We start from the raw sequence: 25,066 nt of genomic DNA on the forward strand, positions 1-25,066 counted from the left end.
TGCACCCCATTCACCATGACTCCGCTGGGAGCCCGCTGGATCCCAGGAAGATGGAGTCAAAGGAACTTTTCATTTTCGGTGACATTTGGGGACAGCAAGGAACGATTCGAAAGTCATTTCGGGTGCTTTCGAGCGTTTTCGCTGGTGAAGGCTAGTCGTCGAAGGCGCGGGGCATATGACGGTGGAGGGAAGATCGGTGAACGCCATGACGGCAGAAACACTACGGGTAGTGAAGACGGGTCCACCGAATCTGGAGGTTTGACGATGGTCGTGGCCGGATCGCACCGGTGGCCGGGCGCGAACGGGGCGCCCGGGGAGCGAAGCCCATGAGCGCCTCCCGAGCGGCCGGTGGTGAGCGCCTCGTCTGGTACGCGGCGTACGGGTCAAACCTGGACTCCGCCCGCTTCGCCTGCTACCTGCGCGGCGGCCGCCCGATCGGCGGCGCGCACACCCACCTGGGGTGCCGTGACCGACGCCCGCCGCTGCGCGACGTGCCGTTGCTACTGTCAGGTACGCTCTATTTCGCCCAGGAGTCGGCGGTGTGGGGCGGCGGCCGGGGATTTTACGATCCGCAGACCAATGGCCGAATGCCGTGCCGCGGCTACCTGGTGACGGAAGGTCAATTCAGCGACGTCGCCGCCCAGGAGATGCACCGCTCCCCCGGCACCGATCTCGACCTCACCCGCGCGCTCGCGCACGGGCGCGACCGGATCGGGCCCGGCCGGTACGAGACGCTGGTGTGCGCGGGCGAGTTGGACGGGTACCCGCTGCTGACCTTCACCGCCCCCGTCGCTCTGGCCGACGCCGAGCTCAACCCGCCCTCGGCCGCCTACCTGCGCGTCCTGGCCGCGGGCCTGGCCGAGTCCCACGGCTGGGGCCCCTGGCGCACCGCCAGCTACCTCGCTTCCCGCCCGGGCGCCGCCGGGCACTGGAGCCCGAACGCGGTGGCGGCACTCGGGCCGCTGGTCGTACCGCCGTCGGAGTGACGCCGCCGGGGGCGGTGCGGGGGCGGTGCGGGGGCGACCCGCCGCGTCATCGACAGCATCGGGCTGCGCCACACCGACTTCCCCGCCCCCGGCGACCAGGGCCTCCGGGAGCCCCACCCCAAGGGCTACTACCGGACCGCCGCCGGCGCGCCGCTGCGCGACTTCACGCAGATGGACCCCTCCTGGACCTGGGCGGCGGGGCAGATGATCTCCACCGACTCCGACCTCAACCGGTTCCACGGCGCGCTGCTGGGCGGCGACCCCCCTTCCTGAGGCCCAGCTCGCCCAGATGCGTACCGCCGTCCCCGCCGACGACCTGGGCCCCGGCATCCGCTACGGGCTCGGGCTCGCGGGCATGCCGCTGCCGTGCGGCGACGGCGCGTACTGGGGCCACAGCGGCGGCATCCCGGGGTACCAGACCCGGGCCGGCGCCACCGAGGGCGGCCGGCGCGCCACCAGCGTCGCGGCAACCGTCGAGTCCTCCGCCCCTGCGGTCTCGAAGCACCTCGGCAGCGTCATGGCCACGGCCCTGTGCCGCTGACCGGCGGCGGGAACGGTCTACGCGGAGCGCTGGCCGTGCAGGAGGAGGGGCAGGCTGCGGTTGGCGAGGGCTTCGGCGACGCGGGCGGCCTGGGCGGGAGCCATGACGTCGGGGAGTTCGGGGGTGGGGACGAAGCGGGCGCCGAGCAGTCCGCTGCGGTGCTGGGGCGGGACGGCGAGGCGGGTGGTGGTGACGGTGCCGCCGTCGAAGACCAGGCCGAGGCGCTCCAGGTAGCGGTCGGCGGGGGTGAAGTCGACGGCCAGGACGTCGGTCAGGCGCAGGGTGAGGCCGGTCTCCTCGCGCAGGTGACGGGCGGCGGCGAGGTTCGGCGGCTCGTTCGGGCCGGCGGCGCCACCGGGCAGGATCAGGCCGTCCATGTAGTCCGGGTCGACGAGCAGCACGTCGCCGCGCGGGTTGCGCACGAGGACCAGACAGCCCAGCCGGCACACCGGCGGCTTGGCGAGAAGTCGGGGGTCACGCATGGGTGGGGCTACTTCCTGTTGCGGGATTGCCAGCTGATACCGGCGAGGAGAGCGGCGGCGAAGCACGCCCACCAGAGCAGGCGGGCGAGGAGGTCGTCAGTCGCCATGGGTCAGGCGCTCGTAGCGCAGGCCCTTGCGGAGCAGGTCGACGATGCGGAACAGGTCGAAGGGGCGGGCGCAGCCGAGGCTGATCAGGTAGCAGCCCGTCATGCGGCCGTGCTCCCAGTCCACTTCGACGGAAGGGAGCTTCGCGCCACCCAGGGTCAGCACGGCCACGAGGTCGTCGACGACGTCGGCGGCCTCGCGCCGCTGCTCGGCGGTGGCCCGGTAGAGCTTGGACCCCATCACGCCCCCACCCGCCGACGCGCCTCGAACCCGCGCCAGGCGCTGTAAGCGGCGGAGAAGGAGCTGAACCCGCTCAGCTCGCCCGAGGATTGGTGCAGCCACTCCCCCGTGGTCTCGTTCCGCACCCGGTAGCACCGCCCCTCCGGATCCCAACGCACGCCGTAACCGTGGAGCTGGGGAATTTGGGCTTGAGCCATGGGAATAGAACCCTCCGCGATCGGTCTTTCACTTTCTGTACACATGGTGGCCCAGCGTCGTCTAGCATCGGAAGCAAGATGCGACTTGCCGTCAGGCCAGCCGTGAGTTGGGGGTTCCCGTGAACAAGAAGACCATCGACCCGACCTCGTCCCCCTGGGCCGCCTTCGGGGTTCAACTCCGCAGGTCACGCGAGGCAGTTGGGCTCACGCAGGTCCAGCTGGCGAAGAAGGTCGAGTGCACCGCGTCGCATCTCTCCTACGTCGAACTTGCGCAGCGCCCGCCGAGCCTGAGATTGGCGGAACTCGCCGACCTGGAGCTGAAGACCGGCGGCACGCTCACACTGATGTACTGGCAGCTCAAGCACACGGCATTGCACGAGGGCTTCCCCGAGTACGCTAACTATGAGACGCGTGCGGAGCAGATCCGCATCTTCGAAATCAACGTCATCCCCGGGATCCTGCAGACTCGGGCCTACGCGACCGCAATCGAGGCCGGATACGTCCGGCAAGGCAACACAACACCGGAACAAGCCGATGAACGTGTCGAGTTTCGACTCGCTCGGCAGCAGGTTCTGGACCGGACCCCGCCGCCACTTGTGCACACGGTCTTGGACGAGAGCTGCCTCAGGCGAACGATCGGCGGCCGAGACGTCATGATCGAACAGCTGCTCCACCTTGAACAGTTGGCCGATCGCTCGAACGTGGTAATCCAGGTGGCGCCTTACTCTTTGGGCGAGAACCGGCCGTTCATTCGGATGCTTCACCTCCTTACCATGTCCGGCCGCAAAATGCTCGCTTATGGCGAGATGGAGCAGCGTGGCTACATCGACCGCGACTTTCAGTCAGTTACGACACTGGCCAGGAGCTACGATCGGCTTGGGGTCGAGTCCATGAACCAGACCGACTCGCTGGCCATGATCCGCGCAGTTCGAAGGGATTTGGAATGGATGTCGAACTGACCAACGCCTGCTGGCGGAAGAGCTCGCACAGCAGCGGTGGCGGCGCGTGCGTCGAGGTCGCCGACGGCTTCACCGGCCTCATGCCCGTGCGCGACTCCAAGGACCCCCACGGCCCGGCACTCCTCTTCCCGTCCGCCGCTTGGCAGTCCTTCGTATCGGCCGTCCGCACCGGCGAGTTCGACGCGCGGTAGCAGCAACTCCCGGCCCCGCCACCCCACCCCCGGGGCGGCGGGGCCGTGCCGCTCCACCACGAGAAGTCGACCCCGCCGACTTCCCACTCCTCGCCTACCGTGGTGGCCAGTTGACACCGCCCGATCAGGAGGGAACCACGTTGAACAGCACACTCATCACCACCTGGCGCAAGAGCACCTTCAGTGGCCAGGGCGGCGAATGCATCGAGGTCGCCGACGGCGTCCCCGACGTCGTCCCGGTCCGCGACTCCAAGGACCCAAGCGGCCCCACCCTCGCCTTCCCCACCACCTCCTGGCAGGCCTTCGTCACCGCCGCCCGCAGCGGCGAGTTCGACGCGCGCTAACAGCAGATCCCGGCCCCGCCGCCCCACCCCCGGGGCGGCGGGGCCGTGCCGTTCCACCGCGAGAAGTCGGTCTCGTCGACTTCCCACTCCTCGCCTACCGTGGTGGCCAGTTGGCACCGCCCGATCAGGAGGGAACCACGATGAACAGCACACTCATCACCACCTGGCGCAAGAGCACGTACAGCGGCGGCGGGGGCGAATGCATCGAGGTCGCCGACGGCTTCCCCAACGTCGTCCCGGTCCGCGACTCCAAGGACCCAAGCGGCCCCACCCTCGCCTTCCCCACCACCTCCTGGCAGGCCTTCGTCACCGCCGCCCGCGCCGGCGAGTTCGACGCCCAGTAGCAGCAACTCCCGGCCGCGCCGCCCCACCCCAGGGGTGGCGGGGCCTTCTCAACTCCCCCACCAGGTGCAGCTCCAGGACAGGTTCCAGCGTCCGGAGTGAGAAGTCGGTCTCGTCGACTTCCCACTTCTCGCCTACCGTGGTGGCCAGGCATGTCACGCCCAACCGTCCAGCGGTCCGACCTGGCGGGCTGGGCCGGCTACGGCTACGGCTACTGCGCCTTGCATTCCCGGTTCTTCTGGGGCCTGCGCCTGCACCTGGTGTGCACCCCGACCGGGATGCCGATCATGTGGGCACTGGCCAACCCGAAGATCGGCGAGCGCGAGGTCCTCGCCGCGATGCCGCAATGCTGGAGGTCGACCCCGACCTGGTTGCCCAACGCGAGGGCATCCTGTCCATCTCGGACAAGGGCTTCGCCTCCAAGCCCTTCGAGAAGGAGCTGGCCGAGCAGGGTATCCAACTGCTGCGCGCCTCACCCGCTCACTGATCGCGTGTGATCACTGAGGCTGAGGGCCGGGAGGGGATTCGAGCAGGGTTCTCGGCAGGTCGGTCGCGACCAGTTCGGCAGCGCGCGTGGGGTTGCCGTCCGCGCGTGCGAGCAGCTCCTCGATGTCGTAGCCCGATGACCCGAAGGCGGCGTCGACGCCGAGGGAGCGGCCCCAGCCGAAGCGTTCCATCGAGACGGCGGCGTCCAGGTCGGGGCGGAGCCGGTGGAGCGTGCAGACCAGCTCCCAGGCAAAGGCGTCCAGGCGGGCCCGCCGCGCCGGGTTGCAGGCGTTCACGGCGTCGGTGACCCAGTCGTCACCGGGCTCGTACTCCAGGAGGGCCGGCAGCGGTTCGGGGACATCCGTGATCTGCGCCGCGCTGAACGTGAGGACGTGTGCGCCCTCGGGGTTGTCGATCAGTTCGGCCAGGAGCGGGACGGCGCGGGGGTCGTGCCGACAGGCCAGTCCGCGGATTGCTTCCGTACGGGTCTCGGCGTGCTCGTCGGCCGTCCGCTCCCAGAGCGCGGCCCGGATCGCGGGGCTGTCCACCTCGGCCTGGACACCGAGGGTGAACGTCGCCCAGTCGCGGACATTCGGGTCCGGGTCCTGGGTCAGCCCGATGAGGGCGTGGATGTCCGGTCCGTCCGGCAGGCCGGTGACGACCTCCGCGAACGAGCGGGCCACCTCCTCGCGGACCTCGGCGTCAGGATGCCCGGCGAGGGTGACGAGGACGGGGACGGCGCGCGGGTCGTGCGTCTGCTCGATCGCGCGTGCCAGGGACTTCAGCACGCGGCCCTCGGTCTCCCGCTGCGCGAGGGCGACCAGCGCGGTGGCCGTCCCGGCGCGGACTGCCTCGTGCTGGTTGCCGGTGTCGCGCAGCAGGTCGCAGCCTGCCACGCGCTCGATCGGATCGGCCGAACCGATCAGCTCCAGGCCGAGCGGCAGCGCCGCCGCCCCGTCGGCGGCCGCCCGCCACAGCAGCGATACGTAATCGACCCAGCCGTCGTCGTCGTCCGGGTCGTCCGAGGAGGCGATGGCGCGCGCTGCCGCCAGTGCCCGCGTGACCAGTTCCGCCACGGTGTCCGATTCCATGCGGGCATTCTGGTGCACGAACCGCGCGTGCGCGCGGGAATTGTCGGCCCGACCGCGCTTCCGGTCCACGTACGCGTCGACAACGCCGGACGCACCAGATCACCAGGGGCGACCAGAAGAACACCGAAGCCGCGCCGCATGCTTCCGCTGCTGCTCAAGCTCGCGAACCACCTCCACGGACACACCCGACTTCTCAGCACCCGCGGGGTCACGGGCTGGTGCCGCGCCCGTGCTCCGCGCAGGGGGTCCTTGAGCGCGGTGCCTGTCGCTGTCGGCGTGTCAGATGGCCGGTTTCCGGACGGGGGTCGGCTTGGTGGCGAGGAGTGCCGTGATCTCATCGGCGAGGTGCGGGCCGAGTTCGCCCCAGCCGTCCTTGTAGCCGTAGACGCCGGCCAGGGTGCGGGCCTCGTAGTCGCCGTTCATGATCTCGATGTCGTCGGCCGTGATGAGTGCCGGGTGGGCGACGCCGACGGCCGCCGAGACCTTGAGCAGCTCCTTGCGCAGGGTGCGCAGGTAGACGGCGGCCCGGGTGGCCTTCGAGGCCGGGTCGAGGCCGCGGGCCAGCCACGGGTTCTGGGTCGCGATGCCGGTGGGGCACTTGTCGGTGTGGCACTTCTGCGCCTGGATGCAGCCGATCGACAGCATCGCCTCACGAGCGACGTTGATCATGTCGACGCCCAGGGCGAAGGCGACCGCGGCGTTCTCGGGCAGGCCGAGCTTGCCGGAGCCGATGAAGGTCAGGTCGTCGGTCAGCCCCAGCTCGGCGAAGGTGCCGTAGACCCGGGAGAAGCCCATCCGAAACGGCAGCGACACCGAGTCGGCGAACATCCGCGGCGCCGCCCCGGTGCCGCCCTCGCCGCCGTCGACCGTCACGAAGTCGACCCCACGGTCGCCCCGCGCCATCAGCGTGGCCAGCTCCTGCCAGAAGCCCATCTCCCCCACCGCGCTCTTGACCCCGACCGGCAGACCGGTCTCGGTGGCGAGCAACTCGACGAAGTCGAGCATCGAGTCGACGTCGCCGAACGCGCTGTGCCGCGACGGGGAGGCACAGTCCTGGCCGACCGGGATGCCGCGGATCCGGGCGATCTCCTCGGTCACCTTCGCTCCCGGCAGCATCCCGCCCAGCCCCGGCTTGGCGCCCTGGGAGAGCTTGATCTCTATCGCCTTGACCGGGGCGCCGGCGACCACGTCCTTGAGCTTGTCGAGGTTGAAGCTGCCGTCCTCGTTGCGGCAGCCGAAGTAGGCCGTGCCGAGCTGGAGGACGAGGTCACCGCCGTTTCGGTGGTACGGCGAGAGGCCGCCCTCGCCCGTGTTGTGCATCGTGCCGGCCAGCGCCGCCCCCTTGTTGAGCGCGGTGACGGCCGCGCCGGAGAGCGATCCGAAGCTCATCGCCGAGATGTTCACCACGCTCGCCGGCCGGAACGCCTTGGCGCGACCGCGCGGCCCGCCCAGCACCTTGGCCGAGGGCAGCGGGGCCTGCGGGTCGTGCGCGTCGGGCAGCGCGCCGGCGAACGTGCGCTGCTTCACGTAGGCGTGCCCCTGCACGTGTTCGACGTCGACCTCGGTTCCGAACCCGAAGTAGTTGTTCTCCTCCTTCGCCGACGCGTAGATCCAGGTCCGCTGATCACGACTGAACGGGCGCTCCTCCTCGTTCGAGGTCACGATGTACTGCCGCAGCTCCGGCCCGATCCTCTCCAACAGGTACCGGGCGTGCCCGACCACCGGGAAGTTCCGCAGCAGCGCGTGCCGCTTCTGGACGAGGTCGCGGGCGGCCAGAAGCGCCACCGCTGTTGCGGCGGCCGCGCCGATCCTCCGAGCGTGCATGAACGTTCCTCCTCGATGCACGACCCCATCACCATGCGGCGGAGTCGTCGTGTCGTGTTCGGCGTTGGGCGGCGGGCGCGCAGCCGAGCGGGCGGCGGCGTCCGTCGACGAATGCGAAATGATGTTAAGAGGCCGCACGAACGGGCTTGCGGTCAGGGCGCTGGTCGGGGCTCGTGCCCGCTCCACCCGCCGAGCGGCTCGGGCGCACTGCGCGTTGTGCACTGCGCGTCGTGCGTTACGACGGGCTGAGCCCGGGTGCGGCCGGGGCGAGTCGGTCGGTGCGCTCCAGGTCGAAGAGCAGGCGTTCGATGTCGGTGATCAGCGATCCGTAGACGTGCCAGGCGCCCGGTTCGGCCAGCGTGCCGCGCTTGATCTCGTCGGTCAGCGTCCTGTGCCAGGCCGTGGCGTCCTCGATCGCATGGCGTAGCGGCCCGCAGGCGGTGTCCAGTTCGGGTCCGCCGGTCCGCCCGGGGGTGGCGAACGACTTCATCGCGTGTCCGGCGGTCTCCAGGGTCGCCGCGTACCGGTCGAGGAAGAGCTGACTCAGGCCGTGGCCGGTGTGGTGGCGGTCGTCGACGCTGTCGGCCAGTGTCCGTGCGATGCCTCGGACCTGGAAGGAGACCCGGTGCAGGGCGCGCAGCACCTCGCCGTGGGCCGGCGGCTTCCGTTCTGCGTGGATGACGCACCGGGTGTTCCAGCGCTGGCTCTCCTGGCCCTGGCGTACGTCCTCCTGCGCCTGGACCACCAGTTCGTCGAGGTGCCTGCCCCGCTCCAGCCACAGGTGGGCGCGGTCGGTGTGCTGCCGCTCGCGCAGTCCGTGGCCCATGTCGCCGAGCAGTTCTCCCATGGCCGTGGCGAGTTCGCGCACCGAGGTGTCGGAGGCGCCGAGGTACAGCGGTGGAAGGATGAGGGCGTTGACCGCGATTCCCGTGACCGCGCCGGTCAGGGTTGCCAGGGTCAGTGTCACGACGTGGCCCATGGGGACGGCGGCCGCCGCTGCCAGGGCGAGTACCGCTGTCGAGGCGATCTGGAGGCGGCTTTCGGAGCCCCGGCGGCCGCCGGCGACCAGGGCGATGGCCGGTATCACGGCGACGCTTCCCGCGGCCGGACCGAGCAGCCACGCGACGGCCACGGCCAGGGACAGCCCCGCGGCCCGGGCTGCCACACTGCGTAGCGCCTGCGTCACCGATCGGTAGATGGTCGGGGCGTTGACCATGGCCAGTGCGGTGGCTACGGCGAGGTACTGCTGCTGTCCGGGGAGCCACCACGAGGCGGTCTGCCAGGCGAGCAGGGCCGCGACGAGCCCCTTGGCGCTGCGGGTGAGGATGGCATTGCGGGTGAGGACGCCGGTCAGCCGCCCCGGGAGCGCCGGCCAGGAGGCGCGTGGCAGCCGGGGGGCGCGGCTTGGCGCTTCGCGCCACCGGGCGGTGGCGGCCGGACGTGGCGCGAAGGCCAGGGCTCTCATGTCTCTCTGCTCCTGCTCCGTCTACTGCTGCTCCGCTTGCGGCGGGACGGCTCAAGGCCAAGCGGTGTACTGGCTTCGCTCTGCCGCGCGTCCCACCCCGCGCCGTCACCTGGGGAAGGGGAGACGGCCGTGCCGTGGTGAGACAAGAACGACGCTACCGCCATTTATGTTGAAAGTTGTACATATTGATCTGTGGGCTATGCCATACCGATCGGATGCCCCAGCGTCCCCCGGGCCCGCGAGGCTGCCCTGCACACGAACGCGGCGGCCTGCTCCGACGCGGTGTCGGAGTAGGCCGCCCTGGTGGCTTTGTCGGACCGCACCAGACGGCCCGGCCGGGTCCTATGCCTCGGGCAGCGGCTGGACGGTCAGGTGGTAGTCCTGCAGGATCCGGCCGTCGTCGTCCAGCACAAGGAAGACCCGGGCGGCCCAGGCCACCTCGCCGGTCCGGGGGCCCTTGGCGTACGCCAGCTGGATGGTGAACATGACCACGTCGTCGTGAACGGTGACGTGGTTGTCGTCGGTGATGTCGTAGTCGCCGGTGGCGACGAACAGCCCGTACGCCTCCGCGACCCGGTCGACCAGCCCGTCGTGGCCGCGGAACTGGGTGTTCTCGACGAACTCGACGCCGTCCGGGGCCCACAGTTCGGCGACGGCGCGCTCGCGTGCGGCCGGGTCCGGCTCGCTCCAGACGGCGACATAGCGCTGCACGATCCGGTCGACGTCGATTGCGGTGGTCTGCGACATGACGGGTCAGCTCCCTTGTTCGGTGCGTGATCGGCGGCCGGGCTCCGGCCGTGGGCACCAGGCTCCCGGCGGCCGTCGCAGGAGAGTCAAGGCAACGGCTCCGCCGAACTCTCCCCCTGCTGGAGGCCGCACAATCGACGGATGATCAGCTACCTGTCGATCGGCGACTTCTCCCGCGCCACCCACATGACCGTCAAAACCCTGCGCCACTACCACGAGGTCGGCCTGCTGGAACCGGTCGACGTCGATCCTCGGACCGGCTACCGGCGCTACTCGGCCGAGCAGATCCCCACCGCCCAGGTCGTGCGCCGCTTCCGGGACCTCGGGATGCCCCTGGAGGAGATCCGGACCGTCCTGGCCGCCTCCGATGTTCCCACCCGCAACCGGCACATCAGCGCGCACCTGCACCGCCTGGAGGAGGAGCTGGGCCGCACCCAACGCGCGGTCGCGGCACTGCGCGACCTCCTGTCATCGCCCGCACCCAGCGACTCGTCTGCGATCGAGCTGCGCAGCGTCGGCGCGGTCCGGGCCGCGGCGATCACGGCGACGGTCGAGGCCCAGGACGTCGGAGCCTGGTTCCAGGGCGCCCTCGGCGAGCTGTTCGCAACCGTGGCGGGCCAGGGGCTGCGGGAGACCGGCCACGCCGGCGGCGTGTACGCGGACGAGCTGTTCACCCTGCACCGGGGCCAGTCCACCGTCTTCGTGCCCTGCGACGGCCCCGTCCGGCCGGTCGGCCGGGTCGAACCGCTGCTCGTGCCGCCGGTCGAACTCGCCGTGATCGAGCACTGCGGGCCGCCCTCCGAAATCGACCGCGCCTACGGCGCGCTGGCCGCCTACGTCGCGCGCCACGCGCTCGCCGTCGACGGCCCGATCCGCGAGTACTACCTGGTCGGCCAGCGCCACACGGCGGACAGCGCACTGTGGCGGACCGAAGTCTGCTGGCCGGTCTTCCGTACTGGCGTCACCGACCCGCAGGCAGCGTGATGAGCTCGTACGCCGGCACGCCGGTGCTGCCACTTCTCGGCAACAGTTTTCCCATCCCGAGGCAGGATCCGCTCCCGGAGCCAGCCGACAAGTGCTCTCGGTTCTGACCTACGCAGCCGCCCCGGGGCGCCGGGAGCTGCGGGGGCGGCCCGCGCGGTCATGGCGGCTGCTTCGGGTCGCGGTTGCACTTCGACGTCGACCTGCCGCGGCGTGTGGTCCGGGTGGACCTCGTCGTCCATGCCGGCGGGCGTCGGCCCGGGGTGAGCGAGCCGGCGTGGCCCGTGCGGGTCCACGCCGCTCGACCCTGTCTACTGAGCCGGCTCGGCCTCCTTGTGAGCCGGCTCGGCCTGCCCACTGCAGAACACCTCCTTGACGAGCCTCTGCTGCGCCTTCTGGAACGCCTCGGCCGTGGCGGCGAAGTCGAGTTCGGCGTCCCCGGTGGTGAGTGAGGCGGCCAGGGTCTTGCTGCCGTCGGGCGTGCTGTACATCAGCGCTCCCCAACCCCAAAAGCCGCCGTTGTGGTGGAGGACGGTGCCGCCGTCCGTCTCCTCCACGAACAGCCCCAGGCCGTAGCCGAGTTTGGGGTGCGGCGTGCGCATTTCGGCCAGCAGCGAGTCCGGCAGGAGCTTGCCGCTCATCAGCGTGGAGAAGAACGTGTGGAGATCCTTGGTGGTCGAGATCATGTCACCGGCGGCGGAGACCCAGGAGACGTTGAAGCGGGTGACGTCGACCACCTTCCACTGGCCGTCGTGCTCGTACCGGTAGTAGCCGTGGGCGTGCGGCTCGGGGATCTCCGGCGAGGTGTCCGGCACCACGGTGCCCGACAGTCCCAGCGGCTGCAGGATCAGCCGCTGCATCTCCTCGGCGAACGAGCGGCCGGTGACGTCCTCGACCAGCAGCCTGGCCAGGACGTAGTTGGTGTTGGAGTAGCTCCAGTCCGTTCCCGGCTCGAACCGCGCCGGCTTGGAGAGCCCCAGCCGTACCAGCTCCTCCGGCCGGTAGGTGTGGAACTGGTTGTCCACGTACTCCTGGCCCTGCCAGGGGATCCCCGGCGCGACTGTCCCGTCGTCGTAGTACTCGCCGGTGTAGTTGAACAGCCCGCTGGTGTGCTGCAGCAGCATCCGCACCGTGATTCGCCGGTCCAGCCCGAATCCGGGCAGGTAGTCATCCACCGGGCTGTCCAGCCCGATCCTGTCTTCGGCCACCAGTTGCAGCACCACGGTCGCGGTGAAGGTCTTGGTGGTGCTGCCGATCCGGAACCGCCCGTCGGTCGGCGGCTTGGCGCCCTCGCCCAGCTTGCGCACCCCGGCGCTGCCGGCCCACTCGCCCCGCTCGTCGTTCACGCGCAGTTGGACCCCGGCGAAACCGGAAGCGACGATCTCCTCGATGCCCTTCTGCAGCTCCGGGCGGTCCTGGTCGGTAAGAGTGATGGACATGGTGTGTGCTCCTTCAGAGCTGTTACGAAATTCAACTGAATGGACGGGATCGCCGCGCCTGAGGGGTGCCCCTCTTACAGGCTGCGGGCGGTGATGTCTCCGTAGGCGGTGGTCGCGTGGATGGTCAGGACGGCGTCGGCGCCGTCGGTGTTCGTGAGCGCGTTGTGGATCCGGCCGTAGGAGGTGCCGGCGTCCAGGGAGGCGGAGACTCCGCGGGCGGCGCCGACCGAGATCCCGCCGTGCTCGGTGCGCAGCGTGACCGTGCCGCGGACGGCTTCGGTGATGCGGATGTCGCCCTTTTGGGTGCTGATCTCGGCGGGGCCGCCCAGGCGGCCGGCCGAGATGTCGCCGGAGAGGAGGGTGAGGCGGGCGCTTTCGGCCTCGTCGAGCTCGACCGAGCCGTGCGCGCTCTCGAAGGTGACGTCGCCGAGCCGTCCGACGCCCCGGAACTCGGCGCTCGCCGCCTTCGCCTCGATGCGCGAGTCGGCGGGCAGCTGAACCGTCACCTCGACGGATCCGAAGTTGCCGAGGATCCGGTTCTTCGCCGGTGCGGCCTCGATCCGCAGGGCACCGTCGCCGTAGGCGACCTCGATCTGCTCCGCCGCCCTCACGTCACGGCCCTTCGAGGCGTCCGCGGGCAGGACCTCGACCGTGGTGTCGGCGCGGTCGGTGGCGGTGAACCGGATGCGTCCTGCGGGGATGTCGAGGACGGCCGAGATCGGGGCGGGGGTGTCGTACTTCTGCGTCATGCTCTTTTCTCGCTCTCCTTGGATGGTGATCACGCTCTTTCCGGCCTTCACTGGACGGTGAGAGTCAGGTTCCTGTCGGGGGCACCCATTCGGTCAGCTGGACGGCCACTCCGTTGGGGTCGACCAGCCGCACCACCAGCTCGCCCCACGGCTCCTGACGCAGGGGCACGGCTATGCCGGCCCCTGCGTGCCGCAGCCGCTCGTACTCGGCCGCGATGCCGGTGACCGCGAACGACACCATCACGTCGGTCGGCCCTCGGCCGGGCCCGCGCTGTTCGAGGTCGCGCCGCACCAGGACGAGGTCGACGCCCGCGTCGTCACGGCCGAGCTCCACGAAGTCCTCGTGGACCAGGACCTCGCGGAATCCCAGGTGGGTGGTGAAGAACCGGCTGGAGGCGGCGGGATCGGTGACCGTCAGGAACACCGCGGAGGACACAAGGTTCATCGTGCATCCCGCTTTCATGCTCGATCTCTTGGGATGGATCAAGCTTCGGGCGCGGCGGCACGGGGAACAACGGCGATCGTCGCAACGGTCGTTAACCCCAGGGTTGACGGTCTCCGCGCGCACGCAGCACCGGGCCCTGCGACGCCGCCGGTGAGGGACTTGCCTGCCCGGTGCCCACACCGCCGCTTCCTCCGCGCCCCGTTCGCCGGCAGGCCCTGGCGACGAGGAGTCAGCAGCCGTGTGACTCTCTCGCCCGGTCTCGCCCAGGCCAGGTGCAAGGACTCCACGGCGAGCACCTGCAGCACCTCTCCACGGGAGATGCGCGCATGCTCAAGCCGCCGCCAGGCCGCCTGCGCGCACCCCAACGGACGGCACCGACCACCTCCGGAGCGTGTTCAGAGGGTTGGGGCGCCAAGGTCGCGGATGACCCCGGCGAGGGCGCGGATGGGTTCGGTCTCGGTGTCGGAGCGCCAGACGAGCCCCCATCTCAGGGGCGTGGCGTCGTGAACGGGCAGGTAGGTGATGTCGGGTCGTGCGTGGTAGCGGGTGACATGGGAGCCCAGGGCATGGACGGCTTCACCGGTTCCGACGTTGGTGAAGATGTCGTCCAGGTTGGCTCCGATCCGCGAACGGCGCTCGATCGGGCGGCTGCTGGGGGTGTGGAACGGAGTGAAGGCGTCCTCCCAGTACTCGGGCAGAGGCAAGGCCGAGCCGATGACACCGAAATCACCGAGAACCTCAAGGGAGACCGATGCGCGGTCGGCCAGGTCGTGATCGGGAGTCACGAGCACCACCCGGGACTCGGTGAACAGGACCGGCCCGACCGAGAGGTCGGGTTCTTCGACGGGGAGCCACGAGACCAGGGCGTCGATCTGTCCGGACCGCAGCGGGTCGAATGGGTTGATGAAGGGGTTGTGGCGGATCTGCAGTCCCCACTGGGGGTGGCGGGAGCGGAAGGCGTCCCAGAAGGGACGCAGGTCGTGGGCGTTGCTGGGGATCATGCCCACGCGCAGCACGTCGACCTTTCCCTGCGCTGCCATCCTGGCCCGCTCCATGCCCTCCTGCAGTCCCTGGTAGACCGGCAGGAGGTCATCGCGGAGTTGCTCGCCGATCGGTGTCATCCGAACGGTGCGGCTGGTGCGCTCGAACAGTTCGGCACCGATCCTGCGTTCCTGTTTCTTGATCGCCTGGCTGACCCGCGCTGGGGAGACATGGAGGCGGTCGGCGGTCCTGCCGAAATGAAGCTCCTTCGCCAACGTCAGGAAGATCTCGATGTCGCGCAGTTCCACCCTGCCCCCGTTCGTCGACCTCTGTGCTGATCCAGCGGTGCGTGATCACCCATTGTTCCGCTGGATCAGGTGCCGGTCTGGATGAGGGTCCAGCGGAAGGTGATCCAGTCGGCGATGGCCGGCGGGGCCACGCCGTTCCACCTCGGCCTCGCACTCCACGTCGCCACCGAGCGCGGGAAGTCGACCTCGCCGACTTCCCGCTCCGGATGCCGCGGCTACGGCCAGCTGACACCTGTTCAGGACAGAGGGCGCCGGGCCCAGGGCCCGCCGGGCGGCTCCCAGCGGCCTGCGGATCCCGCAGCGGCCGCAGCCCCGGGCGCCTCCGGTGGCGAGCAAGACTGCCGACCCCCGGCGTTCTCGAACGCCTTGACTCTTCCGGAGGTTGAAGCAGGTCCGGTCAGGTGGCGGGCGGTGGCGCGTCGTCGAGGAGGGCCAGGCGTGCGATGACGTCGTCGGCCAGCTTCCCGAGCAATCGGCCCAGGTCGCCGCGGTCTTGATCCGACCAGTCGGCCATGGCGTCCGCGAACCAGCCGAGCATGGACGTCGTGTAGCGGTTCGCCGCCTTCGCCCCTTCGGCGGTCGGCTCGATCAGGCTGGCGCGCCGGTCGTGCGGGTCACCGACGCGGCGGACGAGGCCGCGCCGCTCCAGCTCTTGCACCTGCCGGGTGACGTGCGGGCCGACCACCTGCATCCGCTCCGCGATCTCCCCGATGCGCAGCGGTCTGTCCGCCGCGTGCACCGTCAGGAGCACCCCCGTCGCGGGGCGGTCCAGGGTGAGCCCGGCCGCCTCGGTCGCCCGTTCGACCAGGCGGCCGCGGGTCATGGCGTTGCTCAGGTGCGTCAGCCGTGGCAGGACTGCCCAGACGGCCTCCGCAGACCGGTCCGCCCCGGCTTCGTCCGGTGACTCCGCGTTCATCGCGCCACTCCACTTGAATACCTAAGTTAGGTATATGTATTCTGAGGCTGCGACCAGCCTCCACGGGAACACCCTGCCATCCACAAGGATACCTAAGGTACGCATCTTCATGCGGCCGTCGGGAGGAGACTCCGTCATGAACCACTGCGCGAACCGCAAGGTCCTCATCTCGGGCGCCAGCATCGCCGGCCCGTCCCTGGCCTACTGGCTCGACCGCTACGGCTTCGAGGTCACCATCGTCGAGAAGGCGTCCCGGATCCGGGGCGGCGGCTACCCGATCGACATCCGCGGCACGGCCCGCGAGGTCGTCGACCGGATGGGGCTGCTCCCGCAGCTGCGCGAGGCCCACGTCGACACCCGAAAGCTCTCCTTCGTGGAAGCCGCCGGAACCCTCATCGGCTCCATCTCCCTCGAAGCCGCCACCGGGGGCGCCGCGGGCCTGGATCTCGAAGTGCGACGCGGCGACCTGGCGCGCGCCCTCCACGCGCCGGTCCGCGGCAAGGTCGAATTCGTGTTCAACGACTCCATCGCCACGCTGGAGGACCGCGCGGACCGGGTCGAGGTCACCTTCGACAGCGGCGCCCGCCGCTCCTTCGACCTGGTCATCGGCGCGGACGGGCTGCACTCCAACACTCGCCGACTGGTCTTCGGCCCCGAGGACCGGTTCCACCGCTACCTCGGTTACGCCTTCGCCGGCTTCACCCTCCCCAACGACCTCGGCCTCGCCCACGAGGGGATCGTGTGGAACACCCCCGGCAGGGCGGCGGTCCTCTACGCCCAGGAATCCAGCGACCGCATGCACGGGTTCTTCGTCTTCCTTCGGGAGGAAGCCCCCGTCCACGCCTTCCGCGACCCTCAGGCGCAGCGCGAGCTCGTCGCCTCCACGTTCCCCGAGCGCAGTTGGCACATCCCCCGCCTGGTCACCGCCATGCGCGAGGCCGACGACCTGTTCTTCGACATCGTCAGCCAGATCCACATGCCCACGTGGGCACGTGGGCGCGTCGCCCTCGTGGGCGACGCGGCCTACGCAACCTCGTTCCTGTCCGGTCAGGGCTCCAGCGTCGCGCTGGTCGGCGCCTACATCCTGGCCGGGGAACTGGCCACGCACGCCGATCACGCGGACGCCTTCGCGGCCTACGAGCAGAAGGCGCGCCACTTCGTGGAACAGAACCAGGCCCTGGCCACCTCGGGCGGCACCGTCGTCGCCCCCAGCACCCAGGACATGCTCGACGCCCGCAACGAGGCCCTGCGCAACACCACCGACCTGACGGGAGCCGAGGGCCGCGCCGCCCATACCGGCCTGATCCTGCCGGACTACGACCACGCCGGATGACGGGCCACCCGGCCCGGCCGGCGTCCTCGTGCCCCTGTCCCGGGACCACCGCGTCAGGGGGGCCGGCCCTCTCACCCGGTCGCGGGGCGCACCATCCGGCGGGCCTCGGTGAGCGTCACCTTGTCGTCGGCCCAGGAGTACACCTCCAGCAGGGACAGGTAGCCGCCTTGTGTGAAGACCAGAACTCCGCCCAGGCATTCGTCCGACTCCCCGAGCAGTTCCTCTTCGAGCGCCACGGCGTTGCCCGGCAGGCCCGTCGCCGCGGCGACGGCAGCGGTGTCCACCTCCAGGGAGCACCCCGGCGGCCAAGGGGTCGGGTGCGCCCGACGAGGGTGGCCTGTCCGCTACATTTTCCGTGACAGATCGTCATGAGGAGGGCGAATGCCGTACATCGTCGACTTCGGGGACGTGTCCACCGTCGGTTTGGAGTCGTCCCCGGTCGCGGAGGCCCTCGCCGGACTACGCGCCAACGAGGCGCGCTATTACAAGAACAAGTACGATCACGTCTTCACCGTCAGCCCCGCGAGCGAGGCGCCGGAGGCGCTCGACTGGCTGAACCACATCCTTGCCGACGAGCGCGACATCGTCATCTCCGCCCGTCCGCTCGAGGTGACGTCCTTCGAGGTGGACGGTTTTCGGATGGTTCACGTGTTCTACGAGTCCGGCCTGTCGATCAACGTGATGTACGGCATCGAGGCCGGGAAGAAGCGCGCAGTCGGGTTCAAGCTCTCCGAAGGGATGGAAGTTCCCGAGGAACTGGCGTCACGTTTCAAGTTCGCGCGCCAGAAGTCCAAGCTGGCCGGCGTGATCCGCGGCTCCTACTTCGTGATCAAGGGCGAATACTGAGCCCGGAGGGCCCGGACGGAGCTGTCGGCTCCGGGCGGGGTCCGGGCCGCCTTGTCGATCACGCCGGCCGTGGCGCGCTGCTCAGGCGGTGGGGGCGCCGGCCACGCGGCGCTCGCCGCCGTTGCGCTCCTGCCAGAACCGGTAGACCTCGACCGCGTCCGCGCGGGACTCGTGGCGCATCGGCAGCCGGCGCTTGTCCCAGTTCTTGGCGAACTCGCCGTAGAAGGAGTCGAGTTCGAAGTACTTGCGGTCGTCCACGTAGTGCGGCTCGTAGGCGTCGCGGGTGGTGAGGAAGACGACCTCGTCCGGGGAGCAGTAGTACAGCGAGCCCAGACACATCGGGCAGGGGTGGGCCAGCACGTAGATGGTGGTGCCGGTCAGGTGCTCGGTGCCCAGCTTCACGCACGCGCCGCGGATGGCGAGGATCTCGGCGTGTGCGGTCGGGTCGTTGGTCTGGGCGACCTTGTTCGCGCTCTCGGCCAGGATCCTGCCGTCCTTGACGATGACGGTCGCGAACGGGCGGCCGCCCTCGGCGACGTTCTGGCGGGCGATGTCGATGGTGCGCTGCGCGAAGTCCATGGGAGGGGTCCTTCGGGGAGGAGAAGCGGGGTGCTCGGCGGTGCGGGCCGGGGAGCGGGCCGGGCGCCGGGAGTGGGCTCCCGGCCCGCTGCGGGCCCTGCCGCCGATCGGATCAGGGCTGGATCAGAACGGCTTGGTGGGCAGGTACTTGCCGTCCAGGGTGATGACGGCGCGCTCGCCGCCCTCGGGGTCGGCGACCTTCTTCACGTCGAGCTTGAAGTTGATCGCGCTGATGATGCCGTCGCCGAGCTGCTCGTGGACCAGGGCCTTGAGGGTGGTGCCGTAGACCTGGAGCATCTCGTAGAAGCGGTAGACGGTCGGGTCGGTCGGGATGCCGCCCGGGATGGAACCGCGGGTGGGGATGGTCTGCAGCAGCAGCGCGGCGTCCGCGTCCAGGCCCAGGAGCTCGGCGACGGCCTCGGCGGAGGCCTTGGGAAGCGGGTGCTGGCCGAGCACGGCGGCGGTGACGAAGGCGACCGACAGGCCGGCGGCGTCGGCGATCTGCTGCCAGGTCAGGTCCTTGCGGATCTTGGCGTCGACGGCGGCGGCGGCCAGGGCCGTACGGGCGGTGTTGTCGAACTGGGCGTGCACCATGACGGTGGTGTCCTTTCACGGGGTGCCCCTCCGAAGGCCGGAGCGGCGGGATTGCGGGCGTCCCGGGACGGGGTGGTCCGGGATCGAGGGGGGGGTCGGGGGTCAGGCCGCCAGGGCCGGGGTGCCGGCGGCGTCGAGCCGGGCGACCGCGCCGGTGGGGATGTCGTAGACCCAGCCGTGCAGGGTGACCTTGTTCCCGGCCAGTGCGCGGGCCACCGAGGGGTGGGTGGCCAGGTTGGCCAGCTGCGCGAGGACGTTGCCCCGCACCAGCGCGTCCACCCCGGTGTCGGCGGTGCGGGCCAGGGAGGCGTCGGCGTGGCGCAGCCAGTCGGCGATGGTCGGCAGGGCGCTCAGGTCGTGGCCCTCGGCCAGGGCGGTCATCGCGCCGCAGGCGGAGTGTCCGCAGACGACGATGTCCGTGACGCCCAGGACGGCGACCGCGTACTCGATGCTCGCCGCCACCCCGTCGGCGCCGGCGGTGTAGGCGGGGACGAGGTTGCCGGCGGTGCGGATGACGAACAGGTCACCCGGCTCGCTGCCGGTGATCAGCTCGGGCACGACCCGGGCGTCGGAGCAGCTGATGAACAGCGTCGTGGGCGTGTGGGTGGTCGCCAGGTGGGCGAAGAGCTCCGCCTTGGCCGGGAAGACATCGCGCCGGAAACGGGCGACGCCTGCTGCGAGGTCTTGCATGGTCACTCCCTTCGGAGGGTGCCGGCCCCGTTGGGCTGACGAGATCCACCATGCATGACCTGTATCTATAGTGTCCAAGACGCAATATCCATAGCTCCTATAGATGAGAGCTATGATGTGGGACATGGCCCTGGAACTGCGTCACCTGCGCTATCTGCTCGCCGTCGCCGAACACGGCAGCTTCACCCGCGCCGCCGAAGACCTGCGCATCGCACAGCCCACCCTGTCCCAGCAGATCAAACAGCTGGAGCGCACCGTGGGCGTCCAGTTGCTGGACCGCACCGGCCGCGCGGTCCGGCTGACCGACGCGGGCCACGCGTACGTGCACTACGCCCGCCGCGCCCTGCAGGAGCTCGCGGCCGCCGACCGTGCCGTGCTCGACGTCCAGGACCTCTCCCGCGGCGCCCTGCGTCTGGCCATGACGCCGACCTTCACCGCCTACCTCATCGGCCCCCTGGTCGCACAACTCCACACCCGCCATCCCGGCATCACCCTGAACGTGCGGGAGTTGACGCAGGACCGCATCGAATCCGCGCTGCTGGCAGACGAGCTCGACCTGGGCATCGCCTTCCACGGCCCCCATCTGCCCGGCATCGCCGGCACCGACCTGTTCACCGAGACCCTCAGCCTCGTCGTCGGCCCCCTCCACCCCCGGGCGGGCAGCACCCGGCCGCTGCCCGTGACAGACCTCGGCGCGCACCCCCTGGCCCTGCTCAGCGGCGACTTCGCCACCCGCGGCCACATCGACGCCCACTTCGCCCGCCACCACACGACGCCGCCCATCGCGGTGGAGGCCAACTCCATCAACGCCCTCACCGAGATCGTCCGGCTCACCCCCCTGGCCACGGTCCTGCCCGACGCCATCGCCCGCGACCACCCCCACCTCCACCCCGTCCCCCTCACCCCCGCCCTCCCCGCCCGCACCGCCGCCCTCCTGCGCCGCGAAACCGCCTACCAGAGCGCCGCGGCACAGGCGTTCACGCGCCTCACGCTCGACTGGGTCCAGGCGCTGGGGACGTGAGGACGGTGATGCGTACGGCCACGGCGCCGGGGGCCGCTCCGTGCGGAGCGGCCCCCGGCGCATGAGAAGTCGGTGGTGTCGACTTCTCATGCGCCGAGGGCCGTGTTCAGGGGCTCAGGGGCCCAGGGTTCAGGGGCTCAGGGGCGGCTTCCCCGGGCCGGGGGCTCAGCCGGCGGTCAGGGTGCGGCCGAGGAGGGCGAGCAGGCGGTCCCAGTGGTGCTGCCGGGCGGCGGAATCGAAGGCCTCGGTGTCGGACATGGTGAAGCCGTGGACGGTGCCCGGGTAGGTCTCGATGCTGTGGTCGACACCTGCGGCGTCCAGGGCCTGGTTGAGCTCGCTGATGGCCTCGGGCGACAGGTCGCCTTCGGCGAGGCCGAGGTGGACCTGGGCGGTGAGCTTGGAGACGAGGCGGTGCGGGCTGTCGGGCGCGTCGGTGACCAGGAGGCCGGGGTGGAATCCCGCGACGGCGGCGACCTGGCCGGGGTGGGCCGTTGCGGTGCGCATCGCCAGAGCGGCGCCCATGCAGTAGCCGATCGCGGCGACCGGACCGGCGCTGACCTCGGGCTGAGCGGTGAGGAACCTGAGGTAGGCGTCGGCGTCGCGCAGGGCGCGTTCGGCGATGTGCTCCTGGATCAGGGGCATCAGCTGGGCGAAGACCGCCGGCCGGGCCTCTTCTCCGATGTGCGCGGGGAGTTCGATCACCGGCGCCGGGCCGTGCCGGTAGTAGAGGTTGGGAACGAGCACGTAGTACCCGTGCTCGGCCAGTTCGCGGGCCATCTCCCGCAGCACGGGCCGCAGGCCGAAGGCGTCCGAGTACAGCAGCACCCCCGGGTGCCGCCCGCCGCCGTCGGGGAAGGCGGCGAAAGCGTCGGCCTGGCCGTCCGCGGTGGGAATCTGCAGCGTCTTGGTGGGCATGAGGTCTCCTGTCGTGGTTGATGTATCGAGCCTGTGATCAACACGACGGAGGCGGGGCCCGCGCAGCAGCGCAGGGCCCTCGATCGGACAGCGGGCCGGCACCGGCCCGCACGGCGCTCAGAAGAGCACCGGGTCGCCAACCCGTGTGTGGCGCAACGCCGTCCCGGTAGTCATGCCGCACAGCGTAGTCCACCGGACAAAGCCGATGCCAACTCCCCGGTCCCACGGCGCGGTTCGCGCGGACGATCCGCGGACGCTCTCGGCCGATGCCCCGGCCGACACCCCGGCCGACACCCCGGCCGACACCCCGGACGACACCTCAGCGACCGACCGGAGGCCGCGACCAGGCACCCGTCTCCTATGCCGCCCCGCCCCGGTGCGCCGGATCGGGGCTGCACAGCCAGCCGTTGACGGCGAAGCGGCTGTCCTCGTGGCGCCCGCTCGGGCAGCTGACGGGCCGTACCTCGTGCCAGGCGGTGGGGAGGAAGAACACGATGCTGTCGTGCTCGGGCTCCCAGTCCCGCCAGGTCTGCTCCTTCCACTTCCCGGACGTCTCGGTGTACAGCGGCAGGGCCGCGTCGAACACCCGCAGCGCTCCCCCGCCGAAGGGCCGGGGCGTGCGGTGCAGGTAGTAGACGAAGGTGAGCAGGCGCCGGGGCGAGTACTCGGCGCTGGTGTCCTGGTGGGAGCGGTAGAAGTCGCCGTCGTTGTGCACGTTGAGGCCGTAACTGGGCTCGGTGTGCCGGCAGGAGACCCCCAGCGTGTGCTCGACCGCCTCCAGCACCTCGTCGATGGCGGCCGTCAACTCGGGTGCGGCGAAGTCCTGGCAGGACCGGGAGCGGCGGAAGTCGGGGTCCAGCTCCCGGTCCCGGATCATCGAGGGCTTCAGCGCGCCGCCGGCCGAGCCGGTGGCGATGGCGCGCTCCAGCAGGGCCCCGGCCGTCCGCTCGCCCAGGAACTGGGTGATGCGGCAGACCGTCACCGGCAGCCGCCAGATCGCGCCCGTGCTCACCGCCGACGGCTGCTCCACCGCCTCGGCCGGCCCCGTCCCGGTGTCACATCCCGTCCCGGTGTCGCGCGTCGTCCCGGTGTCCTGCCCGGTCATCGTGTTCCGCCTTCCCGATCGCGACGGGTGTTCCGCGCGGCCCGCTCCCCCGCTCCCCTACCGGCTCCAGTCGACCGGGACGACGTCCTGCTTGAGCCCGCGGTCGCTGCAGATGGCGCACGGGTTGCCCGGGACGCCGGGGCCCTGGTCGGTGCCGATGGTGATCGCCCCGTGGGCGCCGGCCGGGGCGTGGACGCCGTCGCCGATCATCGCGGCCTCGTAGCCGCCCAGCAGCTCCTGGAGGGTGCCGGGGCCCAGGTTCTCCGGGGCGGTGATCGCGGCGATGCCGTCGTAGTCGGTGTAGGCGGCGCCCAGCGTCCGGCCGCCCATGGTGGCGAACACGATCTTCGCACCGCGGATGGGCTCCCCGGTCACCGCGTCGGACACCATCGCCTGGATGTTCTCCAGCTGCATCTGGGTGACGTTCAGGCTCGCCTGACTGACCGACAGGCGGGTCGGCTTCAGGCTGGGGCACTCCGCCCCGCTGCACGACGACGGCGACGAGGCGGCCGCGGAGGCGCTGACCGCGCTCCCCACGCCCAGCGACGCCAGAGCCGCGGCCATCACCGCGACGGTCTTACGGCCTGCAGAGCTCATGTCCACTCCCGTGGGAACTGCCCGAGCGTGGGGATCCGTACCAGCGCGTGACGGCCGGGACGGCCTGGGCGCGTGCAGCACGCGGCGGGGCGCCGTCCCCATGCGGACGGCGCGGCCGAGCGTAGTCACCGCCCGTCCGGCCCAGCCAGCCGACAAGCACGAGTTAACGAGATCTGATGAACCGCCAACACGACGGGTGACGAACGCGATCGAGGCGCACCCCTTCCACCGCCCTTCACCCCCTCCACCCCCTTCAACTCCCTTCAAGACCCTTCAACTCCCTTCAACGGCCCGCCGGCGGCGGATAACTGGGCGCCGTGAAGGACGCGTTGGCGTTGAACGTGAGGCCTTCCCGGCCGGAGGCGAGCGTGTGGACCGGATCGTTGCGGACGATCTCGATGCAGTGGCTCTCGGCGTACAGCGCGGTGAGGTGCAGGCCCGGCGCGGGCGCCTGGACCGTCTTCCGCTCCCACCTCAGAGCGGTGACGGAGTGCGCGCTCCCGTAGCCCAGCGCACGGCCCAGGGACGCGACCGACCTGGCGCCGAAGCCCTCGGCCTCGACGCCCGCCTCGAAGCCGACGGACAGCCCGGCCCGCTCCCGGTAGGGCTCGGCCTGTGCCCGGCCCACCCCCCACGGGACGAGAGCGCCGATCGTGCCCGCCCGCGCCTCCTCCCGCAGGTCCACGACCGCCTGGCGGGTGTGGAAGCGCTTGCGCCGCACGGTGTACGTCGGGGAGTTGCGCACGATCCACTGCGCGGACCTGCCCCGGTCGGCGACGGCGACGCACGGCAGGACCACCTCCCGGTCGACGACCGGCGCGGTCGCCTCGGGCACGTCGCTCCAGCCCGCGATCACCGGCCCCGCCGGCCCGCCCCGCGCGACCGTCTTCAGCGGCACGTCCAGCACGTGGACGTCGCCGATGTCCTCCCCCTCGTAGTCGCCGTCGAAGTAGGAGATCCACGTCGCGATGCCGGGGGTCAGCAGGCAGCCCGCACCCTCGGGGACGGTCTCGGGCCGGACGGTCTCGGCGATCTCCAGGCCGCCGCGCCCGCGCCGGACGCCGACGGCCACGTAGCGGCGCCCGCCGATCTCCTCCTTCACGCAGCGCAGGTCCGTCTGGGCGACGAAGGCCTCGCCGTCGAGCTCGCGCAGGACGTCGTGGGCACCGTGGACCCGGTCCGAGGACCACAGCGCGCTCAGCGCCCGGTACCCGGGGGGCGCCACCGGCACCAGGCCGCGCAGCACCCCGTCGGAGTCGGCGACCTTGCGCCACTCCCTGGGCTCCGCCAGCGCCGCCGACCCCGCACGGGTGCCCTTCACCCAGGTCATCGGGCCGTCCCTGGGGATGACGCTGCACAGGGCGTGGTAGCCCTCCGGCGGTCTCGTCTCGCCCGCGCTGAAGACGAAGGTGAGTTCGCCGAACTCCTGCGGTGCCGAGTAGCCCATGTCCGTTCCTCCCTGCCGGGCGCCTGGCGGCGTCCGGGCGACCACGGAGGCCGCGGGCGGGCCGCCGCGGGCGTCGTGGACCGTCGGTACCCATTTCAAGGCCCGGTCGGCGTTACCACC

Annotated in this window: 31 protein-coding genes; 11 read left to right on the top strand and 20 right to left on the bottom strand. The window is 70.8% G+C overall.

The genetic code is table 11. The annotated features are described in order from the left end of the window. The first annotated feature begins 326 nt into the window (after nt 1-326). Together ACIOJE_RS13095 and ACIOJE_RS13100 are read left to right on the top strand one after the other, a co-directional pair. Complete coding sequence (locus ACIOJE_RS13095) at nt 327-986, top strand: histone deacetylase (RefSeq protein WP_400775765.1); 660 nt, start codon at nt 327-329, stop codon at nt 984-986. A 289-nt stretch (nt 987-1,275) separates the two neighbouring features. Next, entirely contained in the window at nt 1,276-1,527 is a 252-nt protein-coding gene (locus tag ACIOJE_RS13100) for a hypothetical protein (protein WP_400775768.1), read from the top strand. A 17-nt stretch (nt 1,528-1,544) separates the two neighbouring features. Here ACIOJE_RS13100 and ACIOJE_RS13105 read toward each other — a convergent pair whose 3' ends face one another. From ACIOJE_RS13105 to ACIOJE_RS13115, 3 genes are all read right to left on the bottom strand, one after another. After that, complete coding sequence (locus ACIOJE_RS13105) at nt 1,545-2,009, bottom strand: NUDIX domain-containing protein (protein ID WP_280677507.1); 465 nt, start codon at nt 2,007-2,009, stop codon at nt 1,545-1,547. Between the two features lie 96 nt (nt 2,010-2,105). After that, nucleotides 2,106-2,354, bottom strand: a complete 249-nt coding sequence (locus ACIOJE_RS13110) for a hypothetical protein (protein ID WP_400775772.1) — start codon at nt 2,352-2,354, stop codon at nt 2,106-2,108. After that, nucleotides 2,354-2,551 (bottom strand): hypothetical protein, encoded by a 198-nt coding sequence (locus ACIOJE_RS13115; RefSeq protein ID WP_400775774.1) that lies wholly within the window; start codon nt 2,549-2,551, stop codon nt 2,354-2,356. Before ACIOJE_RS13115 ends, ACIOJE_RS13110 begins: the two co-directional genes overlap by 1 nt. A gap of 119 nt (nt 2,552-2,670) precedes the next feature. Here ACIOJE_RS13115 and ACIOJE_RS13120 point away from each other — a divergent pair, with 119 nt between their 5' ends. From ACIOJE_RS13120 to ACIOJE_RS13140, 5 genes are all read left to right on the top strand, one after another. Further along, a complete protein-coding gene (locus ACIOJE_RS13120) occupies nt 2,671-3,510 on the top strand; it encodes a Scr1 family TA system antitoxin-like transcriptional regulator (protein ID WP_400775777.1) in 840 nt (279 codons plus the stop codon). Further along, nucleotides 3,495-3,701: a DUF397 domain-containing protein gene (locus ACIOJE_RS13125; RefSeq protein ID WP_400775780.1), complete on the top strand. Its 207-nt coding sequence runs from the start codon at nt 3,495-3,497 to the stop codon at nt 3,699-3,701. Before ACIOJE_RS13120 ends, ACIOJE_RS13125 begins: the two co-directional genes overlap by 16 nt. 140 nt (nt 3,702-3,841) lie before the next feature. Next, nucleotides 3,842-4,045 carry a DUF397 domain-containing protein gene (locus tag ACIOJE_RS13130; protein WP_400775782.1) on the top strand — a complete coding sequence of 68 codons (204 nt, stop codon included), beginning with the start codon at nt 3,842-3,844 and terminating at the stop codon, nt 4,043-4,045. Nucleotides 4,046-4,185: 140 nt separating this feature from the next. After that, nucleotides 4,186-4,389, top strand: a complete 204-nt coding sequence (locus ACIOJE_RS13135) for a DUF397 domain-containing protein (protein ID WP_400775784.1) — start codon at nt 4,186-4,188, stop codon at nt 4,387-4,389. A gap of 344 nt (nt 4,390-4,733) precedes the next feature. After that, complete coding sequence (locus ACIOJE_RS13140; RefSeq protein WP_400775787.1) at nt 4,734-4,874, top strand: hypothetical protein; 141 nt, start codon at nt 4,734-4,736, stop codon at nt 4,872-4,874. Nucleotides 4,875-4,884: 10 nt separating this feature from the next. On the opposite strand, the gene ACIOJE_RS13145 is transcribed toward ACIOJE_RS13140, so the two are convergent. The 4 genes from ACIOJE_RS13145 to ACIOJE_RS13160 all read right to left on the bottom strand — a co-directional run bounded on the left by ACIOJE_RS13145 (nt 4,885) and on the right by ACIOJE_RS13160 (nt 10,000). Further along, on the bottom strand, nt 4,885-5,964 hold the full coding sequence (locus tag ACIOJE_RS13145; protein ID WP_400775790.1) for a HEAT repeat domain-containing protein: 1,080 nt from the start codon (nt 5,962-5,964) through the stop codon (nt 4,885-4,887). A gap of 279 nt (nt 5,965-6,243) precedes the next feature. Beyond that, nucleotides 6,244-7,788, bottom strand: a complete 1,545-nt coding sequence (locus tag ACIOJE_RS13150; RefSeq protein WP_280677521.1) for an FMN-binding glutamate synthase family protein — start codon at nt 7,786-7,788, stop codon at nt 6,244-6,246. Between the two features lie 235 nt (nt 7,789-8,023). Further along, nucleotides 8,024-9,253, bottom strand: coding sequence for an aromatic acid exporter family protein (locus ACIOJE_RS13155; RefSeq protein ID WP_400775793.1), 1,230 nt, complete (start codon nt 9,251-9,253; stop codon nt 8,024-8,026). Between the two features lie 342 nt (nt 9,254-9,595). Further along, nucleotides 9,596-10,000 (bottom strand): nuclear transport factor 2 family protein, encoded by a 405-nt coding sequence (locus tag ACIOJE_RS13160; protein ID WP_280677525.1) that lies wholly within the window; start codon nt 9,998-10,000, stop codon nt 9,596-9,598. 141 nt (nt 10,001-10,141) lie between these two features. Here ACIOJE_RS13160 and ACIOJE_RS13165 point away from each other — a divergent pair, with 141 nt between their 5' ends. Next, on the top strand, nt 10,142-10,984 hold the full coding sequence (locus ACIOJE_RS13165; protein WP_280677527.1) for a MerR family transcriptional regulator: 843 nt from the start codon (nt 10,142-10,144) through the stop codon (nt 10,982-10,984). A 308-nt stretch (nt 10,985-11,292) separates the two neighbouring features. Here ACIOJE_RS13165 and ACIOJE_RS13170 read toward each other — a convergent pair whose 3' ends face one another. The 5 genes from ACIOJE_RS13170 to ACIOJE_RS13190 all read right to left on the bottom strand — a co-directional run bounded on the left by ACIOJE_RS13170 (nt 11,293) and on the right by ACIOJE_RS13190 (nt 15,819). After that, a complete protein-coding gene (locus tag ACIOJE_RS13170; protein WP_400775797.1) occupies nt 11,293-12,420 on the bottom strand; it encodes a serine hydrolase domain-containing protein in 1,128 nt (375 codons plus the stop codon). 74 nt (nt 12,421-12,494) lie between these two features. Next, on the bottom strand, nt 12,495-13,169 hold the full coding sequence (locus tag ACIOJE_RS13175; protein WP_400775800.1) for a DUF4097 family beta strand repeat-containing protein: 675 nt from the start codon (nt 13,167-13,169) through the stop codon (nt 12,495-12,497). 64 nt (nt 13,170-13,233) lie between these two features. Beyond that, nucleotides 13,234-13,614 (bottom strand): VOC family protein, encoded by a 381-nt coding sequence (locus ACIOJE_RS13180; RefSeq protein ID WP_400667687.1) that lies wholly within the window; start codon nt 13,612-13,614, stop codon nt 13,234-13,236. 395 nt (nt 13,615-14,009) lie between these two features. Next, the gene (locus ACIOJE_RS13185; RefSeq protein WP_280677535.1) at nt 14,010-14,903 is read right to left on the bottom strand and encodes a LysR family transcriptional regulator; all 894 of its coding nucleotides are present in this window, start codon (nt 14,901-14,903) and stop codon (nt 14,010-14,012) included. 397 nt (nt 14,904-15,300) lie between these two features. Then, nucleotides 15,301-15,819, bottom strand: coding sequence for a MarR family winged helix-turn-helix transcriptional regulator (locus ACIOJE_RS13190; protein ID WP_280677537.1), 519 nt, complete (start codon nt 15,817-15,819; stop codon nt 15,301-15,303). Nucleotides 15,820-15,955: 136 nt separating this feature from the next. Here ACIOJE_RS13190 and ACIOJE_RS13195 point away from each other — a divergent pair, with 136 nt between their 5' ends. Then, nucleotides 15,956-17,152 (top strand): FAD-dependent monooxygenase, encoded by a 1,197-nt coding sequence (locus ACIOJE_RS13195; protein ID WP_400775802.1) that lies wholly within the window; start codon nt 15,956-15,958, stop codon nt 17,150-17,152. A 71-nt stretch (nt 17,153-17,223) separates the two neighbouring features. On the opposite strand, the gene ACIOJE_RS13200 is transcribed toward ACIOJE_RS13195, so the two are convergent. Continuing rightward, the gene (locus tag ACIOJE_RS13200; protein WP_400775804.1) at nt 17,224-17,436 is read right to left on the bottom strand and encodes a hypothetical protein; all 213 of its coding nucleotides are present in this window, start codon (nt 17,434-17,436) and stop codon (nt 17,224-17,226) included. Nucleotides 17,437-17,533: 97 nt separating this feature from the next. Here ACIOJE_RS13200 and ACIOJE_RS13205 point away from each other — a divergent pair, with 97 nt between their 5' ends. Continuing rightward, the gene (locus ACIOJE_RS13205; protein ID WP_400775807.1) at nt 17,534-17,998 is read left to right on the top strand and encodes a phage tail protein; all 465 of its coding nucleotides are present in this window, start codon (nt 17,534-17,536) and stop codon (nt 17,996-17,998) included. Nucleotides 17,999-18,079: 81 nt separating this feature from the next. On the opposite strand, the gene ACIOJE_RS13210 is transcribed toward ACIOJE_RS13205, so the two are convergent. From ACIOJE_RS13210 to ACIOJE_RS13220, 3 genes are all read right to left on the bottom strand, one after another. After that, entirely contained in the window at nt 18,080-18,577 is a 498-nt protein-coding gene (locus ACIOJE_RS13210) for a nucleoside deaminase (protein WP_400775810.1), read from the bottom strand. Between the two features lie 123 nt (nt 18,578-18,700). Further along, on the bottom strand, nt 18,701-19,171 hold the full coding sequence (cynS, locus tag ACIOJE_RS13215) for a cyanase (protein WP_280677545.1): 471 nt from the start codon (nt 19,169-19,171) through the stop codon (nt 18,701-18,703). A gap of 102 nt (nt 19,172-19,273) precedes the next feature. Further along, on the bottom strand, nt 19,274-19,861 hold the full coding sequence (locus ACIOJE_RS13220) for a carbonic anhydrase (protein WP_280677547.1): 588 nt from the start codon (nt 19,859-19,861) through the stop codon (nt 19,274-19,276). Nucleotides 19,862-19,985: 124 nt separating this feature from the next. On the opposite strand from ACIOJE_RS13220, the gene cynR reads away from it, so the two are divergent. Continuing rightward, nucleotides 19,986-20,882: a transcriptional regulator CynR gene (gene cynR / locus ACIOJE_RS13225; RefSeq protein WP_400775813.1), complete on the top strand. Its 897-nt coding sequence runs from the start codon at nt 19,986-19,988 to the stop codon at nt 20,880-20,882. Nucleotides 20,883-21,047: 165 nt separating this feature from the next. On the opposite strand, the gene ACIOJE_RS13230 is transcribed toward cynR, so the two are convergent. The 4 genes from ACIOJE_RS13230 to ACIOJE_RS13245 all read right to left on the bottom strand — a co-directional run bounded on the left by ACIOJE_RS13230 (nt 21,048) and on the right by ACIOJE_RS13245 (nt 24,946). Then, entirely contained in the window at nt 21,048-21,797 is a 750-nt protein-coding gene (locus ACIOJE_RS13230; RefSeq protein WP_400775815.1) for a dienelactone hydrolase family protein, read from the bottom strand. Between the two features lie 358 nt (nt 21,798-22,155). After that, entirely contained in the window at nt 22,156-22,902 is a 747-nt protein-coding gene (locus ACIOJE_RS13235) for a 2OG-Fe(II) oxygenase (protein WP_400775817.1), read from the bottom strand. A 57-nt stretch (nt 22,903-22,959) separates the two neighbouring features. Next, nucleotides 22,960-23,499, bottom strand: coding sequence for a hypothetical protein (locus ACIOJE_RS13240; RefSeq protein WP_280677555.1), 540 nt, complete (start codon nt 23,497-23,499; stop codon nt 22,960-22,962). Nucleotides 23,500-23,782: 283 nt separating this feature from the next. Continuing rightward, nucleotides 23,783-24,946 (bottom strand): hypothetical protein, encoded by a 1,164-nt coding sequence (locus ACIOJE_RS13245; RefSeq protein ID WP_400775820.1) that lies wholly within the window; start codon nt 24,944-24,946, stop codon nt 23,783-23,785. Nucleotides 24,947-25,066: the final 120 nt, after the last annotated feature.

The sequence above is a fragment of the Kitasatospora sp. NPDC087861 genome, assembly GCF_044742585.1.
In the GTDB taxonomy this organism is placed as follows: domain Bacteria; phylum Actinomycetota; class Actinomycetes; order Streptomycetales; family Streptomycetaceae; genus Kitasatospora.